The sequence below is a fragment of the Pseudonocardia sp. TRM90224 genome (assembly GCF_021245725.1).
In the GTDB taxonomy this organism is placed as follows: domain Bacteria; phylum Actinomycetota; class Actinomycetes; order Mycobacteriales; family Pseudonocardiaceae; genus Pseudonocardia.
Genome location: NZ_JAJGSX010000027.1, coordinates 1 through 20,298 on the forward strand (window position 1 = coordinate 1; position 20,298 = coordinate 20,298).

General features: G+C 72.9%; 21 protein-coding genes. 13 read left to right on the top strand and 8 right to left on the bottom strand.

Features of this window, described 5'->3' with window-relative positions:
• Positions 1 to 589: 589 nt before the first annotated feature.
• Positions 590 to 1,408 (bottom strand): isocitrate lyase/PEP mutase family protein, encoded by an 819-nt coding sequence (locus LL648_RS28980; protein WP_232665932.1) that lies wholly within the window; start codon positions 1,406 to 1,408, stop codon positions 590 to 592.
• An 83-nt stretch (positions 1,409 to 1,491) separates the two neighbouring features.
• On the opposite strand from LL648_RS28980, the gene LL648_RS28985 reads away from it, so the two are divergent.
• Positions 1,492 to 2,427: a LysR family transcriptional regulator gene (locus LL648_RS28985; RefSeq protein ID WP_232665933.1), complete on the top strand. Its 936-nt coding sequence runs from the start codon at positions 1,492 to 1,494 to the stop codon at positions 2,425 to 2,427.
• Here LL648_RS28985 and LL648_RS28990 read toward each other — a convergent pair.
• Together LL648_RS28990 and LL648_RS28995 are read right to left on the bottom strand one after the other, a co-directional pair.
• Entirely contained in the window at positions 2,390 to 3,655 is a 1,266-nt protein-coding gene (locus LL648_RS28990; protein WP_232665934.1) for a HAMP domain-containing sensor histidine kinase, read from the bottom strand. The two genes, LL648_RS28985 and LL648_RS28990, sit on opposite strands and share 38 nt — an antisense overlap.
• Positions 3,652 to 4,332 carry a response regulator transcription factor gene (locus LL648_RS28995; RefSeq protein WP_232665935.1) on the bottom strand — a complete coding sequence of 227 codons (681 nt, stop codon included), beginning with the start codon at positions 4,330 to 4,332 and terminating at the stop codon, positions 3,652 to 3,654. Before LL648_RS28995 ends, LL648_RS28990 begins: the two co-directional genes overlap by 4 nt.
• Before the next feature lie 210 nt (positions 4,333 to 4,542).
• Between LL648_RS28995 and LL648_RS29000 the strand changes: the two genes are divergently transcribed.
• From LL648_RS29000 to LL648_RS29020, 5 genes are read left to right on the top strand one after another with little or no spacing between them, the layout of a single operon-like run.
• Positions 4,543 to 4,809 carry a hypothetical protein gene (locus LL648_RS29000; protein ID WP_232665936.1) on the top strand — a complete coding sequence of 89 codons (267 nt, stop codon included), beginning with the start codon at positions 4,543 to 4,545 and terminating at the stop codon, positions 4,807 to 4,809.
• Entirely contained in the window at positions 4,806 to 5,840 is a 1,035-nt protein-coding gene (locus LL648_RS29005; protein WP_232665937.1) for an AAA family ATPase, read from the top strand. The genes LL648_RS29000 and LL648_RS29005 overlap by 4 nt, the downstream gene beginning before the upstream one ends.
• A complete protein-coding gene (locus LL648_RS29010) occupies positions 5,837 to 6,751 on the top strand; it encodes a DUF58 domain-containing protein (RefSeq protein WP_232665938.1) in 915 nt (304 codons plus the stop codon). The genes LL648_RS29005 and LL648_RS29010 overlap by 4 nt, the downstream gene beginning before the upstream one ends.
• Positions 6,748 to 7,695 (top strand): VWA domain-containing protein, encoded by a 948-nt coding sequence (locus LL648_RS29015; RefSeq protein ID WP_232665939.1) that lies wholly within the window; start codon positions 6,748 to 6,750, stop codon positions 7,693 to 7,695. The genes LL648_RS29010 and LL648_RS29015 overlap by 4 nt, the downstream gene beginning before the upstream one ends.
• Positions 7,696 to 7,719: 24 nt before the next feature.
• The gene (locus LL648_RS29020) at positions 7,720 to 8,649 is read left to right on the top strand and encodes a S1C family serine protease (RefSeq protein WP_232665940.1); all 930 of its coding nucleotides are present in this window, start codon (positions 7,720 to 7,722) and stop codon (positions 8,647 to 8,649) included.
• A gap of 631 nt (positions 8,650 to 9,280) precedes the next feature.
• On the opposite strand, the gene LL648_RS29025 is transcribed toward LL648_RS29020, so the two are convergent.
• Genes LL648_RS29025 through LL648_RS29035 form a run of 3 tightly spaced genes read right to left on the bottom strand, consistent with a single transcriptional unit; the run spans position 9,281 to position 11,769 of the window.
• A complete protein-coding gene (locus LL648_RS29025) occupies positions 9,281 to 9,730 on the bottom strand; it encodes a MarR family winged helix-turn-helix transcriptional regulator (RefSeq protein ID WP_232665941.1) in 450 nt (149 codons plus the stop codon).
• Positions 9,727 to 10,101, bottom strand: coding sequence for a cupin domain-containing protein (locus LL648_RS29030; RefSeq protein ID WP_232665942.1), 375 nt, complete (start codon positions 10,099 to 10,101; stop codon positions 9,727 to 9,729). Before LL648_RS29030 ends, LL648_RS29025 begins: the two co-directional genes overlap by 4 nt.
• A 57-nt stretch (positions 10,102 to 10,158) precedes the next feature.
• The gene (locus LL648_RS29035) at positions 10,159 to 11,769 is read right to left on the bottom strand and encodes an alpha/beta fold hydrolase (protein WP_232665943.1); all 1,611 of its coding nucleotides are present in this window, start codon (positions 11,767 to 11,769) and stop codon (positions 10,159 to 10,161) included.
• 100 nt (positions 11,770 to 11,869) lie between these two features.
• On the opposite strand from LL648_RS29035, the gene LL648_RS29040 reads away from it, so the two are divergent.
• The 4 genes from LL648_RS29040 to LL648_RS29055 are packed head-to-tail and all read left to right on the top strand — an operon-like array spanning position 11,870 to position 14,682.
• Complete coding sequence (locus tag LL648_RS29040) at positions 11,870 to 12,358, top strand: VOC family protein (protein WP_232665944.1); 489 nt, start codon at positions 11,870 to 11,872, stop codon at positions 12,356 to 12,358.
• A 17-nt stretch (positions 12,359 to 12,375) separates the two neighbouring features.
• Positions 12,376 to 12,933 carry a CGNR zinc finger domain-containing protein gene (locus LL648_RS29045; RefSeq protein WP_232665945.1) on the top strand — a complete coding sequence of 186 codons (558 nt, stop codon included), beginning with the start codon at positions 12,376 to 12,378 and terminating at the stop codon, positions 12,931 to 12,933.
• Positions 12,930 to 14,054 (top strand): winged helix DNA-binding domain-containing protein, encoded by a 1,125-nt coding sequence (locus LL648_RS29050; protein WP_232665946.1) that lies wholly within the window; start codon positions 12,930 to 12,932, stop codon positions 14,052 to 14,054. The genes LL648_RS29045 and LL648_RS29050 overlap by 4 nt, the downstream gene beginning before the upstream one ends.
• A 22-nt stretch (positions 14,055 to 14,076) precedes the next feature.
• Positions 14,077 to 14,682, top strand: coding sequence for a GNAT family N-acetyltransferase (locus LL648_RS29055; RefSeq protein ID WP_232665947.1), 606 nt, complete (start codon positions 14,077 to 14,079; stop codon positions 14,680 to 14,682).
• Between the two features lie 259 nt (positions 14,683 to 14,941).
• Here LL648_RS29055 and LL648_RS29060 read toward each other — a convergent pair whose 3' ends face one another.
• Positions 14,942 to 16,282 (bottom strand): 6-phospho-beta-glucosidase, encoded by a 1,341-nt coding sequence (locus LL648_RS29060; RefSeq protein ID WP_232665948.1) that lies wholly within the window; start codon positions 16,280 to 16,282, stop codon positions 14,942 to 14,944.
• Positions 16,279 to 17,034: a DeoR/GlpR family DNA-binding transcription regulator gene (locus LL648_RS29065; RefSeq protein ID WP_232665949.1), complete on the bottom strand. Its 756-nt coding sequence runs from the start codon at positions 17,032 to 17,034 to the stop codon at positions 16,279 to 16,281. The genes LL648_RS29060 and LL648_RS29065 overlap by 4 nt, the downstream gene beginning before the upstream one ends.
• Before the next feature lie 162 nt (positions 17,035 to 17,196).
• Between LL648_RS29065 and LL648_RS29070 the strand changes: the two genes are divergently transcribed.
• The 3 genes from LL648_RS29070 to LL648_RS29080 are packed head-to-tail and all read left to right on the top strand — an operon-like array spanning position 17,197 to position 20,298.
• The gene (locus LL648_RS29070; protein WP_232665950.1) at positions 17,197 to 18,507 is read left to right on the top strand and encodes an ABC transporter substrate-binding protein; all 1,311 of its coding nucleotides are present in this window, start codon (positions 17,197 to 17,199) and stop codon (positions 18,505 to 18,507) included.
• 1 nt (position 18,508) lies between these two features.
• The gene (locus LL648_RS29075) at positions 18,509 to 19,474 is read left to right on the top strand and encodes a carbohydrate ABC transporter permease (RefSeq protein WP_232665951.1); all 966 of its coding nucleotides are present in this window, start codon (positions 18,509 to 18,511) and stop codon (positions 19,472 to 19,474) included.
• A complete protein-coding gene (locus LL648_RS29080) occupies positions 19,471 to 20,298 on the top strand; it encodes a carbohydrate ABC transporter permease (protein WP_232665952.1) in 828 nt (275 codons plus the stop codon). The genes LL648_RS29075 and LL648_RS29080 overlap by 4 nt, the downstream gene beginning before the upstream one ends.

The following is a 20,298-nucleotide window of genomic DNA, read 5'->3' on the forward strand; positions in this document are numbered from 1 at the left end:
ACCCGCGCTGATCACGGCATGATCTGAACCGCAGAGCCTCCGCGAAGTGGAGTTACACCACTCCTGGGGACGTCACCGGCCCGGGTCCGGCTGCGGGTTGCTCGTGCACAGGTTCGCCTCCCCGTGCACAGGTTCGAACCTGTGCACGGAGGCATCAACCTGTGCACGAGCGCCCTGCGCTCGCTGTCCGTGCCCCACCTCGTCCACGGCGACGCACCCGGCACGGGTTCCCAGTCCCCGCCGGGCCGGGAGTGAACGAACGGCACTTTCGTCCATACCTAGTGGACGAAAGTGCCGTTCGTTTCACCGGCCCCACCACGGCCGCACACCCGAGCCCCGCACCGCACCGATTCCCATCCCTCGTGGCGGCCCGGAGGGCCATGGCCGACTTTCCTGACCTTCCCCCGCGTGCGCCGCACCCGGCCGCCTCCGGCTGGTCGAGCACGATCGTGGTGGGTGCGGTTGGACCGACCGTGACCCCACCGGCGGGGTCGGGGAGGGCAGGAAAGCCACTTTCCTGCCCTGTGGGGGCCTGAAAGTGGCTTTCCTGCCCTCGCCCGTGTCCCATCCGCCGACCGGCCGCCCGACCTCAGCCGCGCCGCCGCGATGTGAAGAGCTCGACCAGCTCGGGGTGCGGGATCTGGACGTCGGCGAAGGACGTCGTGCCGTGCTCGTACAGCTCGCGCGCGCTCTGCCGCAGGAAGCCGTACACCGAGCGGGCGAACGTGCCGCCGAGGCTCACGCGTGCGACGCCGGCCGCGTGCATCTCGGCGACGCTCGGGCCGTCGCTCCCCCACGACATGTTGATGTTCAGCGGGCCGTCGATCTCGGCGGCGAGCGTCCTGATCATGTTGATGTCGGGTGGGGCGGGCACGAAGAGGCAGTCGGCGCCGGCCTTGCGGTAGCGGTTGGCGCGCCGGATCAGCTCGGCGAGCGGACGTTGCGGGGTGACGAGCATGCCGTCGGTGCGGCCGGTGAGCACGAACGGCACCCCGCTCGCGTCGATGACCTCGCGGGCCGCGGCGATGCGGTCGGCGACCTCCTCCTCGTCGACGAGCGTGCCGTCGACGTAGTCCTCGATGTTGCCGCCGGCCAGCCCGATCTCGATCGACATCCGGATCGTCTCGGCGACCTCGTCGGGGGTCGAGCCGTAGCCGTCCTCGAGGTCGCCGTTGACGGGCAGGTCGACCGCCGCGGCGATCCGGCGCACGGCCTCGAACATCTCGTCGCGCGTGACCCGGTCGCGGCCCTCGGCGTGGTCGGCCTTGCCGAGCGCGAACGCGATGCCGGCGCTGGTGGTCGCGATGGCCGGGAAACCGGCGGCGGCGAGCAGCACGGCACTGCCGGCGTCCCAGGCGTTCGGCATCACGAAGGCGTTCCCGGCGGTGTGCAGGTCGAGGAAGGACATGCCGCAACGGTAGAACGCACGAGGCCATCTGCCCAATGCATACTTGTGGCGCCAGCCGATCAGCTCTGCGCATGGAGGTACCCATGGACGTCGAGGGACTGCGGACGTTCGAGGCGATCCACCGCACCGGCTCCGTCACCGCGGCGGCGGCCGCGCTGCACCTCTCGCAGCCGGCCGTGAGCCGCCGGCTCGGCCTGCTGGAACGCGAGCTGGGCGCCCCGCTGTTCGAGCGCGTACCCGCGGGCGCCGTCGTGAGCGAGGCCGGGCGCGCGCTGCTCCCGTACGCCGAACGGGTGCTGGCCACCGTCCGCGACGCGCACGCTGCCGTCCAGGACGTCGGCGCGCCCGACCGCGGATCGGTGTCGCTGGCACTGGTCGGCACGCTCGCCGGCACCGGGCTCACACAGGTGCTGCGCCGCTTCACCCGCCTCCGCCCCCACGTCGACGTGCGGCTGCGCACCGCGACCAGCCGCGAGGTGAGCGAGCTGGTCCGCAGCGCCGACGTCACGCTCGGGTTGCGCTACACCGCCGACAACGCGCCCGACCTGCGCAGCGAGGTGCTCTTCACCGAGCGGATGGTGGTGGTCGCCGCGCCGGACCATCCCGCGGCGGCCGGGCACCACGACGGGCTGGCCGCGCTCGCCGGGCACCGCTGGCTCGCGTTCCCCGCGCCGCCGGGTCGTGCCGAGCGTTCGGCCGGCTGGCTCGCCGACACGCTCGAGGTCGCGGGGGTCACCGCGGAGCAGGTGATCCTGATCGACAGCCTCACGGCGCAGAAACGCCTGGTCGAGGCCGGTTTCGGGCTCGCGATCATGCAGACGAGCGGCATCGGCGAGGAGGTCGCCGCCGGTTCACTGGTGGTGGTCGACGTCGCCGGGCTCGACCTCGGCATCCCGGTCGCGGCCGTCACCCGCCGCGGCGGCTACCTGCCCGCGGCCGCCGCCGTCCTGCTCGCCGAGCTGCGCACCGTCGACGACGCCGTCATGGCTGACCGCCCAGTGCGTTCTCCGCAGCCGTGACCGGCAGCGGGTCGGCTTCCGGCGGTGTCGGCGCGCGCACCCCGCCGAGCTCCGAGCCGGGCTCGCCCGATCCGAGCGCGAGGGGGATCCAGAGCACGAACGTCGCGCCCGAGCCCGGCGTGCTGTGCAGGGCGACGACCCCGCCGTGGCTCTCGACGACCTGTCGCACGATCGCGAGCCCGAGCCCGTTGCGGCCACGTCGGTCGCCGCCGCGCCAGAACCGGTCGAACACCCGCGACTGCTGGTCGGTCGCGATGCCCGGCCCTCGGTCGCGCACCGCCACCCAGCCCCAGCCGCCGCGGCGCCCGGTCCCGATGGTGATCACGCTGCCGCGCGGCGCGAACCGCAGCGCGTTCGAGACGACGTTCCCGACGGCGCGGTGCAGCGCCTCGGCGTCGCCGATCACCGTCACCCCGCGCTCCATGCGCCGTTCCAGCCGTTGCCCGGCGTCCGCCGCGAGCAGCTCGTACTCGTCGGTGGCGTCGGCCGCGACCGCCGCGAGGTCGAGGTCGGACTCGGTGAACGCGGGCGCGGCCCGGCGCGCGGCGGCCAGCAGGTCTTCGATCAGGCCGGCCATCCGGGCGGTCGCGCGGGTGGTGACCACACTCGCGCGCCGGCGCTCGGCGCTGTCGACGTCGTCGCGGGAGAGCACGGCGTCGACGTTGGTCTGGATGATCGCAAGCGGGTTGCGCAGCTCGTGCGAGGCGTCGTCGATCAGCTGGCGCTGCGCCGTGAACGCGCCGTCGAGCCGGCCCAGCATGTCGTCGACGGTGTCGGCGAGCGCCCGCAGCTCGTCGTGCGGCCCGTCGAGCGCGATCCGGCGTGACAGATCGGTCGCGCTGATCTCCTGCGCGGCGGCCGTCACCCGGCGGACCGGGCGCAGCACCCGCCCGGCCAGCCACCACCCGATGACGAAGCTCAGCACCAGCAGGCCGCCCAGCACCATCACCGAGGCGCCCCGGATGATCTCCAGCGCCTGGAAGTTGACGGCCTGCTGGACGCTCGCGATGTCCGCCGCCTGGAACTCCCCGCCGCCCTTCGGCACGAACTTCCCGCCGACCCAGGAGCCCTTCTGCACGGTGATCGGGTTCAGCGGCGCGGCGTCGACCGTCGCGGAGACGGTCAGGTAGACCGCGACCAGCACCACGGCGGTCACCACGAAGAGCACCGCGGAGTAGGTCGCGGCCAGCCGGAACCGGATCGTCTGCGCCCACGCGGGCGCCTTCACGCCGGTTCCCTGATCCGGTAGCCGCGCCCGATCACCGTCTCCAGCACGGGCGGTTCGTCGCCGACGACGAGCTTGCGCCGCAGCGTCCCGACGGTCACCCGCACCGTCTGCGTGAACGGGTCGGTGTTCTCGTCCCAGACGTGGTCGAGCAGCTCCTCCGCGGAGATCACGTGCCCGGCGCGGGTCATGAGGTAGCGCAGCACGGCGAACTCCTTGCGGGTCAGCGACAGCTCCCGCTCGCCGCGGCGCGCCCAGCTGCGCCCGTCGTCGAGCACGATGTCGCCGACCTCCAGCACGGCGCTGCCGCCGCCCGTATCCCTGCGCAGCAGCGCCCTGATCCTGGCGAGCAGCTCCGCGAGCGCGAACGGCTTCACCAGGTAGTCGTCGGCGCCCTCGTCGAGGCCGCGGATCCGGTCGGGCAGCCCTCCCCGCGCCGTCAGCATGAGTATCCGCAGGTCGGCGGCATCGGTGTCGGCCCGGATGCGCCGGCACAGCGTGAACCCGTCGATGTCGGGCAGGTTGATGTCGAGCACCATGAGGTCGTAGTCGGTGCCGCCAAGCTTCTCCAGCGCTTCCGCGCCGGTGGCCGCCGTGTCGACGGCGTAGCCGGCTCGGCCGAGCCCGGCCACCAGCGCAACAGCGAGATCCGATTCGTCCTCGACGACCAGTAGCCGCACGTCCCTGACGGTAGCCGGAATCCGCGCCGCAGGTCGGGGCGCTTTCGGCGGACTTTCGGTCGGGCTTCCCGCAGTTTTCGCACCCGGGTGGTGATCTGTTAACGGGTCGAGGGCGCCCCTCCCGATCAGGGGTGCCCCACCCTCCCCGGCCCGGTCGCCACCAACCGTCCCCCCGAGTGGCGGCCGGGCCCCTCACCCAAGGAGATCACCATGAACCGCGTTCCCACCATCGCCGCCGTCACCGGCGGGCTGCTCGTGCTCGGCGGGGTCGTCGCCGGCGGCATCGCGTTCGCCGGCGAGGAGACGGCCCCCGCGCCGAGGCCCGCGTACGTCACCGTCGACGACTCCCCGCGAGCCGGGCTGGCGAACACTCAGCAGACGCCGGGTGACCGGGACTGCCCGAAGGGGCCGGCCGCCGAAAGTGGCGCTGCTCAGAACGACCCTGCTGACGGCGCTGCCCCGGTGACGAGCCTGTGAGCGTCGGGTCCCTCGGCAAGGAGGCAGCGCACGCGCTGCTGGAAGAGGCGTTGTTCGAGGTGAAGCGCATCGTGGTCGGGCAGGACCACACCGTCGAGCGGATGTTCGTCGGCCTGCTCGCCCGCGGGCACTGCCTCCTCGAAGGTGTCCCGGGCATCGCGAAGACGCTGGCGGTGCGGACGCTGGCGACCGTCACGGGTGGCACGTTCTCGCGGCTGCAGTTCACACCCGACCTGGTGCCCGGCGACATCGTCGGCACGCGGGTCTGGCGGCCGTCGTCGGAGAGCTTCGACGTCGAGTTCGGGCCGGTCTTCGCGACCACCGTGCTAGCCGACGAGATCAACCGGGCGCCGGCGAAGGTGCAGTCGGCGCTGCTGGAGGCGATGGCCGAGCGGCAGGTGTCGCTCGGCGGGGCCAGCTACCCGCTGCCCGACCCGTTCCTGGTGCTCGCGACGCAGAACCCGATCGAGTCCGACGGGGTGTACGAGCTGCCGGAGGCGCAGCGCGACCGGTTCCTGCTCAAGATCGATCTCGGGTACCCGTCGGGCACCGAGGAGATGACGATCCTGGCGAGGATGAGCGTCGACCCGCCTTCGCCGCGGCGGGTGCTCGACCCGGACCAGGTGCGGGGGCTGCAACGCAGCGCCGAGCAGGTGTTCGTGCACCACGCCAACGCCGAGTACGCGGTGCGGCTGGTGCTCGCGACCCGCGATCCGGCGGCGCACGGGATGCCGGAGCTGGCTTCCGCGCTGCAGTTCGGGGTCAGCCCGCGCGCGACGCTCGGGCTGGTCGCGGCGGCTCGTGCGCTCGCGCTGCTGCGCGGGCGCGGCTACGTCCTGCCGGGCGACATCGCCGACGTCGCGGCTGATGTCATGGCGCACCGGCTCGTTCTGACGTTCGACGCGCTCGCCGACGGCGTGGATCCGCGTTGGCTGGTGGGCCGGGTGGTGGAGCGGGTGCGGCAGCCGCGCATCGCGCCTGCGCAGGACGTGCCGGCAATCGACGCCGCACCGGACGGCAGGGCCGCATGATCGCGCTGCATGCGGCGGAGCACGCGTTGCGACGCATGGACGTCGTGCTCCGCCGGCGCGTCGACGGCCTCACCCACGGCGACCGGCCGGGACGGCGCATCGGCACCGGCGGCGAGGTGCACGCCGTGCGGCCGTACCGGCCGGGCGAGGACGACGTGCGCCGGATGGACTGGACGGTGACCGCCCGCACCGGCGAGCCGCACGTACGGGTCACCGTCGCCGAGCACGAGCTGGAGACGTGGGTGCTCGTCGACGGCTCCGCGAGCATGGACTTCGGCACGGCGCTGATGGAGAAGCGCGACGTCGCCGTCGCGATGGTCGCCGCGATCGGCGCGCTCACCGACCGGCCGGGCAACCGGCTGGGGGCGTGCGTGCTCACCGGCGACGGGCTGCGGGCGCATCGGGCCCGCACCGGTCGGGTGGCGACGCGGGCCCTGCTGCGCTCGCTCATCGCCGCCGGGCGGCCCGAGCCGGGGCCGGCGGCCGTCGCCGATCTCGGCGCGGGGATCGAGCGGATGCGCCGCGAGCGGCGTCGCCCCGGCCTTCGGGTGGTGGTCTCGGACTTCATCGACCCACCACCGGGGTGGGAGCCGGCGCTGCGCCGGCTCGCCGCGCGGCACGACGTGATCGCCGTCGAGGTGGTCGACCCGCGCGAGGAGCGGCTGCCCGATGTCGGGCTGCTCACGCTCGTCGACCCGGAGACCGGGCGGCGGCGCGAGGTGCACACCGGCAGCGCGCGGCTGCGGGCGCGCTTCGCCTCGGAGGCCGCGGCGCACCGCACGGCAACGACGGCGGCGGTGCGCCGCACCGGCGCGGCGCACCTCGTGCTGCGCACAGACCGCGACTGGGTGGGCGACGTCGCACGGTTCGTCGTCGCGTCGGCCCGCGCGAGGCGCAGGAGGGCCCGATGAGCTTCCTCTCCCCCTGGTGGCTCGGCCTCATGGTCGTGGTCGCCGCGCTGGTCGCGGCCTACGTGCTCGCGCAGCGGCGGCGCAGCGCCTACGCGGTCCGGTTCGCCGCGATGCCGTTGCTGGAGAAGGTCGCGCCGCACCGTCCCGGTTGGCGCAAGCACCTGCCAGCCGTGGCGTTCGCGCTGACCATGGCCGGTCTGGTGCTGGCGCTGGCCCGGCCGACGATGCCCGTCGAGGTGCCGCGCGAGCGGGCGACGGTGATCGTCGCGGTGGACTTCTCGGTGTCCATGCAGGCGCAGGACGTCGAGCCGACCCGGATCGACGCCGCGACCGCGGCCGCGCGCACGTTCGTCTCGGACCTGCCCGAGACGTTCAACGTCGGGCTGGTGACGTTCTCCGGCAACGCGGCCGTCGCCGTGCCACCGAGCACCGACCGGACCGGCATCCTCGACGCGTTGGAACGCCCCGACCTCGGGGCAGGCACCGCGATCGGCGACGCCGTGCTGGCCTCCCTCGGCGCCGTTCGCGGGCTCGACGAGCTCGCCGGCACCGAGCCGCCGCCGGCCCGGATCGTCCTGCTCTCCGACGGCGCGAACACCGCTGGCAGCGGACTCGACGCCGCGGCGTCGGCCGCGGCGCAAGCGGGCGTGCCGGTGTCGACGATCGCCTACGGCACCCCCGAGGGCACGGTGACGTCGGGTGGACAGACGCAGCGCGTCCCCGTCGACTCCGCGGCGCTCGCAGGGCTCGCGCAGGGCAGCGGCGGGCAGAGCTACACCGCCGCGACCGGTGCGGAGCTGCAGGAGGTCTACCGCGACATCGGTTCCTCCATCGGCTATCGCACCGAGCAGCAGGAGATCACCGGCTGGGTGCTGGGTGCGTCGCTGCTCTTCGCGCTCGCCGCCGGGGTCGCGTCGCTGGCCTGGTTCTCCCGGCTCCCCTGAGCCGGCTACCGAAAGGAGCACACCGTGGACGACGAGCCGACCGATCGCATGCCGGTACCCGAGCCGCCGGTACATCCCGGGCCGGCCTTCCTCCCGCCGCCGCCCGGCCCGGCCACACCTCCGAGAGGGCTGCCGGCACTGCCACCGCCTGCCGGTCCGCCGCCCGTTCCCGGCGGCCGGCCGCAGGCCCGGCGGGTGCTGGCGCTCTCCGTCGCGGCGGCGGTCGTCGTCGGCGGGGTCGCCGGTTTCGCCGGCACCCAGCTGGCCGATCCGCCGACGCGGTCCCCGGTCAGCCTGCCGCGAGCTGCGGGCGCAGCGCCGGCGCTCGCGGGGCAGCCCGGCGCGGCAGGGATCGCGGACGTTGCCGCGGTGGTGCTCCCGGGCGTCGTGTCGATCGAGGTCCGCGGGCCGGGCGGGACGGCGGGCGGCTCGGGCTTCGTGCTCGACGAGGACGGGCACGTCCTCACCAATGCCCACGTCGTCGGCCGCGGCGGCACCGTCCAGGTCGGGTTCGCCGACGGCAGGCGGGCCGCCGCGACGGTCGTCGGCACCGACCCCGGCACGGACGTGGCCGTGCTGCGCGTCCAGGGCGGGGCCGGGCCGGCGCCGCTGCCGCTGGCCGAAGGCGGCACCCTGCGGGTCGGCGACCAGGTGCTCGCCGTGGGCTCGCCGCTGGGCCTGTCCGGCACCGTCACCGCCGGCATCGTCAGCGCAGTCGACCGGCAGATCCGGCTCGGCTCCGACGGGCAGCGCCAGTCGGCCGTCCAGACCGACGCGTCGATCAACCCCGGCAACTCCGGCGGCCCGCTCGTCGACTCCGCTGGCCGGGTGGTCGGGGTCAACACCTCCATCGCGACGCTGGGCAGCGGCGCAGGCGGGAACATCGGGATCGGCTTCGCGATCCCGGTGGACCGGGCGGTCGCGGCGGCGGAGGCGCTCATCGGCCGGGCGTAGGCGGCGGCGCCGCGGGGGGCGCCAGCGTTGCCAGGAAAGTCCGCCAGGCCTCGGCCGCCGCGAGGGATGAAAATCCGTGCTGGGCGCGGCTCGGAGGTACGGCCGCGGTGAACGAACGGCACTCTCGTCCACACCTATTGGACGAAAGTGCCGTTCGTTCACCTCCCGGGCGGGCGAGGGCCGGCACGGGACGTCAGGCCCGGCGCGGCGGCAACCGCTTGGAGTCGACGTTGCACACGGTGGGTGTGCCTTGCACATGGCCAGCCATGTGCAACGTGTGTCGACGGTGTGCAACGTCGACACACGGGGCTGCGGCGATCCACCCGTGGGCCGGGCACGGGCCGTGGTGGCCGGCCGGGGTGCGCACGTGAGGGCAGGAAAGCCACGTTCCGGTCCTCACAGGGCAGGAAAGTGGCTTTCCTGCCCTCCCGCAGCCCTCGCGCGATCTGCGCGAACGGCACTTTCGAACGATAGGTTGGCCCGAAAGTGCCGTTCGCGCGCTTCCCGGCGCGCGCCACTTTCCTGGCACCCCCGCCGGGTCCCGTCGCCGTCGGCTACCCACACGGTGTGCACGCACGGCTCCCGCAACCTCGCCTGCAGGCGTCAGGACCCGGGGGCTCCGCGCGCCGCCCTACGGCCGCAGCGCCGGCAGCACTCCCCCGTGCGCCGCGCGCAGGACACCTTCGAGGTCGGTGCGGATCGCGGCGACGCGGTCCGCACCGATCTGGGCCGCCCACCCAGCCTCCAGCTCGGCGTAGATCTCCTCCACGGCCACGAGCAGCTCCCGCCCGCGGTCGCTCAGCGCGACGGTGCGGGAGCGGGCGTCGGCCGGGTGCACGTCGCGCACGGCGTACCCGGCCGCGACCATGTCGACCACCAGCTGCGACACCGCCTGCTTCGTGATCCCGAGCGTCGCGACCAGGTCCTTCATCGTCACCGGACCGCCGGCCAGCGCCAGCAGCACGAAGCCGAACGCCGGCCGGACGCCGGGGAAGCCGCGTTCCGGCAGGCGCTCGTGGAGCCCGTCGATGAGCAGCCGGAAGGACAGCGTCAGCAGCCGGGCGAGCGGGGTATGGCTCATGCCGCCCAGGGTGGCGTGAACGGCTCGCCGTCGTGCATGCGGGCCTGCCCGCCGACCGGCATGCAGCACATCGCGCGCAGCGGCTCGTCGCCGTCGGCCGCCAGCGCGAACGGCGTGTTCGGCGGGACGACGATGGCGTCGCCGGGCGCTGCTTCGAGCTCCTGCGATCCGAGGCGGACGTTCGCCCGCCCCGAGAGCACGACGAACACCTCCTCCCTGGTCAGCTCGTGCGGGTTCGCGGGAGTTCCGGGGTCGATCTCCACGATCCAGACGCTCGTGTCGGTGCTGCCGCGGGTCGGGGTGGCGAGCGACGTGAACCGGGCGCCGCCGATGTCGTGCGTGGGTGAGGTGGGGCCGGTGAGGACAGCCACGGGTGAGCTCCATTCGTCAAGGTGCTTGACGAATCGTGGTCGTCGCTCAACTACAAGTCAAGAAGCTTGACTGAATCTCTCGAACTCGGACACCACACGTTCGACGTCGCCGAGGAACCACGGCCCGTCGCTGTCGGCGTACTCGACGAGCCGCGCGTCCGGCAGCCGCTCAGCGAGGTAGCGCGCGTGGCCCGTGTCGTACAGCGGACTGCCCGCCCGCGAGATCAGCAGCACCGGCGGCGTCACGTCGGGCAGCACGGTCCGCACGTCGGCGGCGAGCCACACCTCGTGCAGCAGCTCGGCGGTGCGCGGGCTGGCGCCGCGCCGGCCCGCCGCGTCCCACCAGGCGCGGAACCGCGGGTCGGCAGCGACCGTCGGGGCCGTCAACGCGAGCACGTCGATATCGGACGCCTCGATCGGGCTGCGGATCTCCTTGAACGTGTTGTCCACCGAGCGCGGCTGCTCCCCGTGCAGGTAGTCGGCGGTCACCGTGAAGCGGGCGAACCCGTTGACCATCGTGACCGAGCGGACCCGCTCCGGGTTGGTCGCGGCCAGCAGCAGCGCGATCATCGAGGTGTCGGCGTTGGCGAACACGTGCACGGAGCCCGCGCCGACGGCGTCGAGCACCGCGACCACATCGTCGCGCCACCCCTCGATCGACGGTGGCATATGCGGGGAGACCGGGTCGGACTGCCCGATCCCCCGCCGGTCGAACGCAACCACCCGCCGACCGGTGGCGAGCCTGGCGATCGCGCCGGCCAGGTGCGGTTCCTCCAGGTAGGAGTCGAGCGGGACGAACGTCGCGTTCAACAGCAACACGTCGAGATCCCCGTCGCCGAAGATGCTGTACGCGACGTGCACGCCCGCCGCGTTCGCATAGCGGGGGCCGTCGACCACGACGGTGGCTGTGACCGCCGCCGGAGCGCCCGCGCCGGGCAGCACGACGGTGTGGCCGAGCACCGCCCGCTCCAGCCCGCGCAGCCCGGGACCAGGATCGACCCCGAGCTGCTCGCCGAGCAGCCGCCGCACGTCCCGGTAGGCGCGCAGGGCGTCGGCCTGCCGCCCGCAGTGGTAGAGCGCGGTCATCCGCAGCTCCCACAGCCGTTCCCGCAGAGAGTGCTCCGCCGTGAGCGCCTCCAGCTCGCCGATCACCGACGCCGCGCCACCGGCAGCGACCACCGCTGCGAGGTGGTCCTCGACCAGCCCCAGGTGCTCCTCGACGAGCCGCGCCCGCTCGGCGTCACCCACGAAGCCCGCCGGCAGCTCCGGCTCGCCCCGCCACAGGGCGCGGGCCTCCGCCAGCATCCCGGCTGCACCCGGGTCGTCACCGGCGAGCGAGGCGAGACGCGCACCGCGCCGCAGCCGCTCGACCTCCGCGACGTCGAGCTGCCCGTCCGCGACGGCGAGGTGGTAGCCCGCCTGCCCGCCCGCGACCGTGCCGATCCCGGCGGCGGTGAGCGCGGTCCGCACCCGCGACACGTGCCCCTGCACCGTCTTCACCGCCGACGGCGGCGGCTCGTCCCACAGCCGCGACGCCAGCGCGCCGACCGACATCGGCCGCGGCGCCGCGAGCGCGAGCAGCGTGAGCACCTCACGCGACTTGCGGCCCACGATCCCGATCGGGCCGGCAGCCCCTTCGAGGTGGAGTGGCCCGAGCACGGAGAGCATCCGGCGAGCATATGGACCGCAGCCCGATCACAGCCGGGCGGCGCGATCGTCGGGAGCACCGCGGAACCGCTCAGGTGCCGCCCACCACGGAGGACCTCCGATGCAGCTGCTCTCGGGCATCAACCACGTCGCGATCGTCACCGCCGACCTCGACCGCTTCACCGCGTTCTACACCGGGGTCATCGGCCTGACGCCGGTCTTCGAGGAGTCGGTGCCGGGCTTCCGGCACGCCATCCTCGCCGTCGGCGACCACACCGTCCTGCACCCCGTGCAGGCGCCAGCGGACAACGAGACGGAGACCGGCCACGGCCTGGGTTCGCCCACGATCATGGACCGGGGCCATCTCGACCACTTCGCGCTCGACGTCCCGTCGTGGGAGGCGTTCGAGGAGCTGCGCCGCAAGCTCGTCGCGCACGGATCGTCCGACGGTGCGGTCACCGACCTCGGTCCGAAGATCAGCTTCTGGTTCGTCGACCCCGACGGCATGCACGTCGAGATCGACTGGGTGCACGACCGCTCGCTGCGCGGGTTCCACGCCCCGACACCGTTGAGCGAGGAGCGGAAGCGGGAGCTGTCGGTCCTCGTGTAACCAGTTATAGTAGTTACATGGACTGGCGCCGCTACCGCTCCGGGCGCGCCTGCATCGACCTCGTGCACACCGGTGGCGGCATTCCCGAGCACGAGCGCTTCGAGATCGTCCGCACGCCCGCCGACCTCGCGGCAGTGCTCCCGCACGTGCTGCACGAGCCCGACCTGCGGCTCACGGCGACGGCGGCCGATCTCGACGCGCTGCGGGTGCTGCGCACTGCGTCGACACGCAGCGCGCTCGCACTGGCGGCCGGCGCCGAACCCGCCGCCGCCGACGTCGAGACGATCAACCTTGCGGCCGCGGAGCCGCCGCTCGTCAGGGCCTTCGCCGCCGGCGGCGGCACGCGGCTGGTCGCGCCGACGACCCCGCAGGCCATCGCGACGCTCGCGTGTGACGCCGTCGACCTGTTCGGCGGCCCGCTGCGCGGCCGCATCCGGGTCTGCGCGGCCGACGACTGCGGGCTCCTGCTCGTCGACACCTCGCGCCCCGGCAACCGCCGGTGGTGCTCGATGCGCCGCTGCGGCAACCTCGCGAAGGTCCGCCGCTCCCGCGCCAACGAGAGGGATACCGGATGAGTCCGACGGCGCTGACCTGGCCGAACGTGCTCTCCTGGCGCATGGAGCGCCAGCTGCTCGACCGGCCCGGCGGGCTCGACACGGTCGATGTCGTGCGGCGCCTCGGCGGGGTGCAGGCGCAGGTCGCCTCCAGCGCGGCGCAGGCGGTCGCGGTGCGGACGGCGTCGGGCCGGGCCGAGGTCCCCGAGCGGCTCGCCGACCGCTCGCTGGTGAAGACGTGGGCGCAGCGCGGCACCCTGCACCTGCTGCCCGCCGACGAGGCCGGCGCGTACCTGAGCCTGCTCGCCGCGGCGCGGTTCTGGGAGAAGCCGTCGTGGCAGCGGTCGTTCGCCACCACCGAGCAGATCGCGAAGCTCGGCGAGGCCGTCGACCACGCCTTGCGCGACGCCGTGCTGACCCGTGAGGAGCTCGCCGCCGCGATCATCGAGCACAGCGGGGAGGTGGAGCTCGGCAAGCACCTCGCCTCGGGGTGGGGCGCCCTGCTCAAGCCGTTCGCGTGGCAGGGGCTGCTGTGCAACGCGCTGAGCGACGGCAACCGCGTCACGTTCACCAGCCCCGCGACCTGGCTGCCCGGCTGGAAAGGTCTCCCCGAGCCGGACGTCGCCGCGGCGCACGTCGTGCCCGCCTACCTCGGCGCGTACGGGCCTGCGGGGATGGCGTCGTTCGACCAGTGGCTGCTCCGCGGGGTGACGAAGAAGCCGGTGCTGCGCCGCTGGTTCGGCGATCTCGTCGAGGCCGGGACGCTCACCGAGGTCGACGTCGAGGGCGAGCGGCTGCACGCCCGCACCGCCGACCTCGACGAGCTGGCGTCGACCCGGCCGGCCGGCCGCGTCCGACTGCTACCCGCGTTCGACCAGTACGTGCTCGGCCCCGGCACCAGCGACAAGCAGATCATCGAACCTGCGCGCCGGCCGCTGATCAGCAAGGCGGCCGGCTGGATCTCCCCGGTCGTCGTGGTGGACGGGCGCGTCGCCGGCACCTGGACCGCCGATGGCGAGACGCTCGCGATCGAGCTGTTCGGGGAGGAACGGGCACCGAACAGGGACGCGCTCGACGCGGAGGTCGAGGTGCTGGGCAAGGCACTCGGCCGCCCCCTCGCCCCCACACTCCGCACGATCTGACCCGGCAGGCCAGGATCGAGAGATGTTCACCGGTCGCGTCGGACACCCCGACCCGCAATACATCGGCGCCGTGGCTCAGGTGCTCACCCGCGCCTTCGCCGACGACCCCGTGATCTCGTGGATCCTGCCCGATCCCGCCACCCGCGAGCGGCGGCTGCGCGGGCTCTTCGACGTCCAGCTGCGCCACTTCCACGCCACGAACGCGGGCGTGCTGTCCGCCGGCGACCCCGCGGCGCCGGCCGGGGCGGCGATCTGGGAGCCGCCGGGCCACCCCATGCGCCTGCCGGCGATGCTGCGCGCGCTGCCCGGCGTCCTGTCGAGCACCGGACGCGACGGGTTCCGCCGGGTCCGGACGATCCTGTCCCGGTTCGGCGCGGTGCACCCGCACCGGCCGCACTGGTACCTGGGCTACCTCGGCACCGATCCCGACCAGCAGGGCACCGGTGTGGGTTCGGCGCTGATGCGCCCCACGCTCGCCTACTGCGACGCGACCGGGCTGCCCGCCTACCTCGAATCCAGCGACGAGAAGAACGTCGGCTTCTACGAGCGCTTCGGGTTCGTCGTGACCGGCGAAGTCCGGCTCCCCGACGGGCCGCGGGTGCCGCTGATGTGGCGCGAGCCCCGTTGAGCACCGCCCTGGTCGTCAAGGGCGTCAACTACGACCTGGGGACGGAGGTGAGCGGCGTGCCAGGAAGGTCCGCCACGGCCCTCGGGCCGCCACGGGGACAGAGAATCCGTGCTGGGGACGGCTCGGGAGCACCGCCGAGGACGAGGTTGGTGCGCGAGCAGCGCGCGTAGGCGCTCGTGCACAGGTTGGTGCCTCCGTGCACAAGTTCCACCCTGTGCACGAGGAGGCGAACCTGTGCACGAGCGACCCGCCGCCGGGGTCACGAGCGGCCGGAGAGGTACGCCAGCTGCGGCAGCTCCGCCTCGTACCGCTCCAGCAGCCGCGCCGCCACCCGCGCCGAGTCGACGAGCGGGTGCGTCGCGAAGGCGCGCAGCGCCACCGAACGCGACCCGGTGGTCGCGGCCTCGATGACGTCGTGCTCGACCGACTTCACCGCCGCGACCAGCCCGGCCGCGTGGCCGGTGAGCGGCTCGACCGTGACGGGGCGCGCGCCGTTCGCGTCGACGAAGCACGGCACCTCGACGACCGCGTCGGGGTCGAGAGTGCCCAGCACTCCCCTGCCCCGCACGTTGAGGATCAACGTGGTGCGCTCGTCCAGTGCGATCGCGCGCATGAGCGCGAGCGCGACCCGCTCGTAGCCGCCCGACTGCAGGTCGGTCGACGCCCGGTCGCCCGCGCCCGCGGCGTCCCGCGCGTCGGCCATGTAGGTCGTCTCGCGTTCGAGCCGGGTGTTCTCCCACGACCGGAACGGGTGGGTGTCGGTGTGGCCGTAGAAGCGGTCCTGCTGCTTGATCAGCACCGCGCCGCGGGTGTCGGCGGCGGCGCGGGCGGCGTCGACGGCCTCCCGCGCGAAGTAGTAGTAGTGCAGGTACTCGTTGGGGACGTGCCCGATCGTGCGCAGCCAGTCGGCGCCGAAGAGCTTGCCCTCCTCGAACGACGTGAGCGCGTCCTCGTCGCGCATCAGCTCCGGCAGCAGGTCGCGCCCACCGGCCCAGACACCGCGCAGCCAGCCGAGGTGGTTGAGGCCTGCGTAGTCGAGCCACACCGAGGCCGGGTCGACGCCGAGCGCCCCGGCGACCCGGCGGCCCAGCCCCACCGGCGAGTCACAGATGCCGATCACGCGATCGCCGAGGAACGGGCTCATCGCCTCGGTCACCATCCCGGCCGGGTTGGTGAAGTTGATCACCCATGCGTCCGGGGCGAGCCAGGCGATCTTCTGCGCGAGCTGGCGGGCGACCGGCACCGTGCGCAATCCGTACGCGATGCCGCCCGCGCCGACCGTCTCCTGCCCCACGACACCCTCGGCCAGCGCGACGCGCTCGTCGATCGCACGCCCGTCGAGCCCGCCGACGCGGATCGCGGAGAAGATGAAGTCGGCGCCGGTCACGGCCTCTTCGAAGTCGGTCGTGACCCGCACCGCCGGCGCGTCGGGCACACCCTCGGCCAGCGCGGCGAGCACCCTGGCGATCGCCGCCATCCGCTGCGGGTCGAGATCGTGCAGCGTGACGTGCGTGACCCGGCCCTTGCCGTGATCCTCGAGCAGCGCCCGATACACCAGCGGCACGCGGAACCCCCCGCCGCCGAGGATCGTCAACCTCATACCGTGATCACCTCGGACCCTCCTTCTCGCAGGTCGGCCACTGTATCCGGGTCCGCCTGCACGTTCGTGACGACAACGTCGAGCGCCTCGGGGCCGCACACCCTCGCCATGCCGACCCCGGGGAACTTGCCGCGGTCGGCGACGAGCACCACCTGGTCGCTCGCAGCGATCATCGCGCGTTTGACCGGCACCTCCACCACCGTGGTGTCCATGACGTGCCCACCGCGGCGCACGCCGCTCGTGCCGAGGAACAGCCGGTCGGCCTTGATCTGGCGCAGCGTGTCCTCGGTGAGGAAGCCGACGAGGGAGCGGTAGTCCCGCCGCACCATGCCGCCCAGCAGCACGAGCTGGATCTCCTCGCAGTCGATCAGCTCGTCGAGCACGGCGAGGCTGCTGGTGACGACGGTGAGGCTGCGGCCCCGCAGCCTGCGGGCCACCCGATGGGCGGTGGTGCCGATGTCGAGCAGGATCGTCTCGCCGTCCTGCACCAGCTCGGCGCAGCGCACGGCGATCGCGTCCTTCTCCTCGGCGCGGGTCGCGGCGACGTCGGGGAACGGGTCGTCGCGCTGCTCGTCGAGCGGCATCGCGCCGCCGTACACCCTGCGCAGCAGGCCCTGCTCGGCGAGCTGGACGAGGTCGCGGCGGATCGTGGCAGCGCTCGTGACGAGCCGCTCGGCCAGCGCCTCGACGGTCGCGGGCCCTTCCGACGCCACGATGCCCACGATCAACTCGTGGCGGCGCTCCCGAAGCATGGGCCGACGGTACCGTGCAAAGTTGCGCACTCCTACAACGCGCTCAAGCACAGTCGAACGAACTCTTGCAAAGTCGCGCACCGACGGGCAGCATCCTCGACACTCGCCGCGGAGCACCCGCCCGGAGCGCGCTCCCGCGGCCGCTGGCACAGGAGGGTGGCCATGGACCTTTCCCGCACTGCCGTTCATTCCCGCACTGCCGTTCATTCCCGCAGGGCCGTACTGCGCGGGACGTTGCTCGCGATCGCGGCCGCCGGGGTCGGTGGCGCGGCGGCAGCGTGCGGGGGGCGCGACACCGCGTCGAACGAGCTGACCCTCTGGTACTGGGGCGGCGGGCTCAGCGACGCCGTCGTCGCGGATGCCGTCGCGAAGTTCAAACCGACGGCGCTCGTGCCGTCGGTGATCGGCGGCGACTTCAAGCAGAAGCTCGTGACCACGATGAACGGCCGGAAGTTCGTCCCGGACATCACCGGCATCAAAGGCGAGAACATCGCGTCGATGCTCGCCGAGGCCGACCGGTTCATCGACCTGAACACGCTCGGCGCCGACCGGCTCGCCGCGCAGTACGTCGGGTGGAAGTGGAAGGAGGGCACCTCGCGCGACGGAAAGCTGATCGGCTTCCCGATCGACGTCGGCCCGACCGCGCTGTTCTACCGCTCCGACCTCTTCGCGCAGGCCGGCCTGCCGTCGGAGCCTGCACAGGTGACCGCTGCCATCTCGACGTGGGACGGGTTCTTCCAGGCCGGACGGCGGCTCGTGCAGGCCGTCCCGGGGTCGTTCGTGGTCGACTCGGTGGTGGGTCTGTTCAAGATCGGGGTCGGGCAGAGCGGCAAGCGCTTCATCGACGCGGACAACCACTTCATCGGCGACCGGCCGCACGTGCGCACCGCGTGGGACCGCGCGGTCAAGGCGATCGACATGGGCGTCGCGGCGCCGCAGCTGGAGAACCAGGACAAGACCGCCGCCCGCGGGAACGGCACGTTCGCCTGCTCGCCCGGCGCGGCGTGGTCGGCGCTGGACATCAAGAACGAGGCCCCCGACACGGCCGGGAAGTGGCGGGTCGCGCCGATGCCGGAGGGCCCGTCCAACGACGGCGGCTCCTTCCTCGCCCTCACCCGCGAGTGCCGCAACCCGCAGCTCGCGTTCGAGATCATCACGTGGCTGCTCGGCCCGGACAACCAGGCACGCGGGTTCACCGACGCCGCGCTCTTCCCGACCGCGCCAGCCGCGTACAAGCTCCCCGCCTTGACCGCCGGCGACCCGTTCTTCGGCGGGCAGTCCACCATCGAGGTGTTCGGGCCCGCCGCGGAGAACGTGCCCGCGGCGTACGAAGCACCCGCCGACGCCGCGGTCTACCAGCCGTTCGCCGACGAGATCACGCTCGTCTGGTCGAAGGGCAAAGATCGCGATGCCGCATGGACCGACGCCGTTGCCGCCGCGAGGCAGATCGCCGAGCGGCAGGGCGTGAGCTGAGGTGGCGACGGCACCGCCGAAGGCCAGGACCGCGGCGCCGGCCGCGCCCGCTCCGCGCAAGGAGGGCGCGCTGCGCCGGTTCTGGCCGCAGTACGTCGCGATCACGCCGTTCTTCCTGCTCTTCGCCGTCTTCCTGCTCGGCCCGATCCTCTTCTCGCTCTACCTCTCGTTCCAGAAGTGGGACGGCCTCGGCGACATGGAGTTCGTCGGGCTGCGCAACTACGCCTACCTCGTCGAGGACGGGAAGTTCTGGCTCGCGCTCCGCAACACCGTGCTGATCTGGATCTTCTCCACGGTGCCGACGCTGTTCCTGGCGCTGGTCGTGGCGAACCTGCTGCACTCGGCCGTCCGGTTCTCGAGCTTCTACCGCATCGCCTACTTCGTGCCCAGCGTGACTTCGATCGTCGCTATCGCGATCTTCTTCGGCTCGGTGTTCAGCACGCAGGCCGGGCTCGCCAACGCGATCCTCGGCGCACTCGGCGCGGCGCCGGTGCCGTGGCTCGTCGACGAGTGGACGATCAAGTTCGTCATCGCCACGGTGATCTGCTGGCAGTGGGTGGGCTACAACGCCCTGATCTACCTCGCGGGGCTGCAGGCGATCCCCGCCGAGCTGTACGAGGCGGCTCGCATCGACGGCGCGGGGCCCGTGCAGACGTTCTTCCGCATCACGATCCCCCAGCTGCGCCCGATCATCCTGTTCACGGTGGTCATCTCGACGATCACGGGGATGCAGACGTTCACCGAGCCGCAGGTGATCTTCTCCAGCAACGTCGCCAACGCCGCCAACAGCGGCGGCCCCGGCAACGCCGGGCTGACCGCCGTCCTCTACTTCTACAACCAGGCGTTCACCAACAGCGACTACGGCTACGGCGCCGCGATCGCCTGGGCGGTGTTCCTGGTGATCCTCGTGTTCACGGTGATCAACTGGCGGCTCGTCTCGCGCCGCGACCGGGCCGGTGCGCGATGAGGCCCGGCCGAGGGGGCCGGGTCGGCCTGCACGTCACGCTGCTCGTCGGGGTCGCGATCTCGCTGTTCCCGTTCTACTGGACCGCCGTCATGGCGACCAACACGACGCAGGACATCTTCCGGGTGCCGCCGAAGCTCGTGCCCGGCCCGGAGCTGTTCGAGAACATCGGGCGGCTGCTCTCGAGCATCGACTTCTTCGGCTCGATGCTCAACACCGTGATCGTCGCGACGTCGGTGACGGCGCTGGTGCTGTTCTTCGACTCGATCGCCGCCTTCGCGTTCGCGAAGTTCGAGTTCCCCGGTCGCAACACGCTCTTCGCGTTGCTCATGCTCGCGTTCATGCTGCCGAGCCAGCTCGCTCTCATCCCGCAGTTCGTGATCATGGTGGAGCTGGGCTGGGTGGGCACGCTCAACGCGCTGATCGTGCCGGCGGCGGCCAACGCGTTCGGGATCTTCTGGATGCGGCAGTACATCGCGGGCGCCGTGCCGGACGACCTGCTCGCCGCGGCCCGGATCGACGGCTGCGGCTTCTTCCGGCAGTACGCGTCGATCGTGCTGCCGGTGATCCGTCCGGGGCTCGCGTTCCTCGGGATCACGACGTTCATCTCGACCTGGAACGACTACACGTGGCCCCTGATCGTGCTGGTCGACCCCAACAACCTCACGTTGCAGGTGGCGCTCTCGCAGCTCAAGACCGCGCACGACACCGACTACAGCATGATCATGGCCGGCACCCTGCTCGCCGTGCTGCCGCTGGCGCTGGTGTTCACGCTGTTCGCCCGCGGGTTCGTCCGCGACGCCATGGCGGGCGCGTTGCGCGGCTGA

Bases quoted from the DNA above. Each gene is read 5' to 3' on its own strand.
- LL648_RS28980 (WP_232665932.1), bottom strand. From the start codon at position 1,408: ATGTCCTTCCTCGACCTGCACACCGCCGGGAACGCCTTCGTGATGCCG.
- LL648_RS28985 (WP_232665933.1), top strand. From the start codon at position 1,492: ATGGACGTCGAGGGACTGCGGACGTTCGAGGCGATCCACCGCACCGGC.
- LL648_RS29000 (WP_232665936.1), top strand. From the start codon at position 4,543: ATGAACCGCGTTCCCACCATCGCCGCCGTCACCGGCGGGCTGCTCGTG.
- LL648_RS29010 (WP_232665938.1), top strand. From the start codon at position 5,837: ATGATCGCGCTGCATGCGGCGGAGCACGCGTTGCGACGCATGGACGTC.
- LL648_RS29015 (WP_232665939.1), top strand. From the start codon at position 6,748: ATGAGCTTCCTCTCCCCCTGGTGGCTCGGCCTCATGGTCGTGGTCGCC.
- LL648_RS29025 (WP_232665941.1), bottom strand. From the start codon at position 9,730: ATGAGCCATACCCCGCTCGCCCGGCTGCTGACGCTGTCCTTCCGGCTG.
- LL648_RS29035 (WP_232665943.1), bottom strand. From the start codon at position 11,769: ATGCTCTCCGTGCTCGGGCCACTCCACCTCGAAGGGGCTGCCGGCCCG.
- LL648_RS29040 (WP_232665944.1), top strand. From the start codon at position 11,870: ATGCAGCTGCTCTCGGGCATCAACCACGTCGCGATCGTCACCGCCGAC.
- LL648_RS29045 (WP_232665945.1), top strand. From the start codon at position 12,376: ATGGACTGGCGCCGCTACCGCTCCGGGCGCGCCTGCATCGACCTCGTG.
- LL648_RS29050 (WP_232665946.1), top strand. From the start codon at position 12,930: ATGAGTCCGACGGCGCTGACCTGGCCGAACGTGCTCTCCTGGCGCATG.
- LL648_RS29055 (WP_232665947.1), top strand. From the start codon at position 14,077: ATGTTCACCGGTCGCGTCGGACACCCCGACCCGCAATACATCGGCGCC.
- LL648_RS29060 (WP_232665948.1), bottom strand. From the start codon at position 16,282: ATGAGGTTGACGATCCTCGGCGGCGGGGGGTTCCGCGTGCCGCTGGTG.
- LL648_RS29065 (WP_232665949.1), bottom strand. From the start codon at position 17,034: ATGCTTCGGGAGCGCCGCCACGAGTTGATCGTGGGCATCGTGGCGTCG.
- LL648_RS29070 (WP_232665950.1), top strand. From the start codon at position 17,197: ATGGACCTTTCCCGCACTGCCGTTCATTCCCGCACTGCCGTTCATTCC.
- LL648_RS29080 (WP_232665952.1), top strand. From the start codon at position 19,471: ATGAGGCCCGGCCGAGGGGGCCGGGTCGGCCTGCACGTCACGCTGCTC.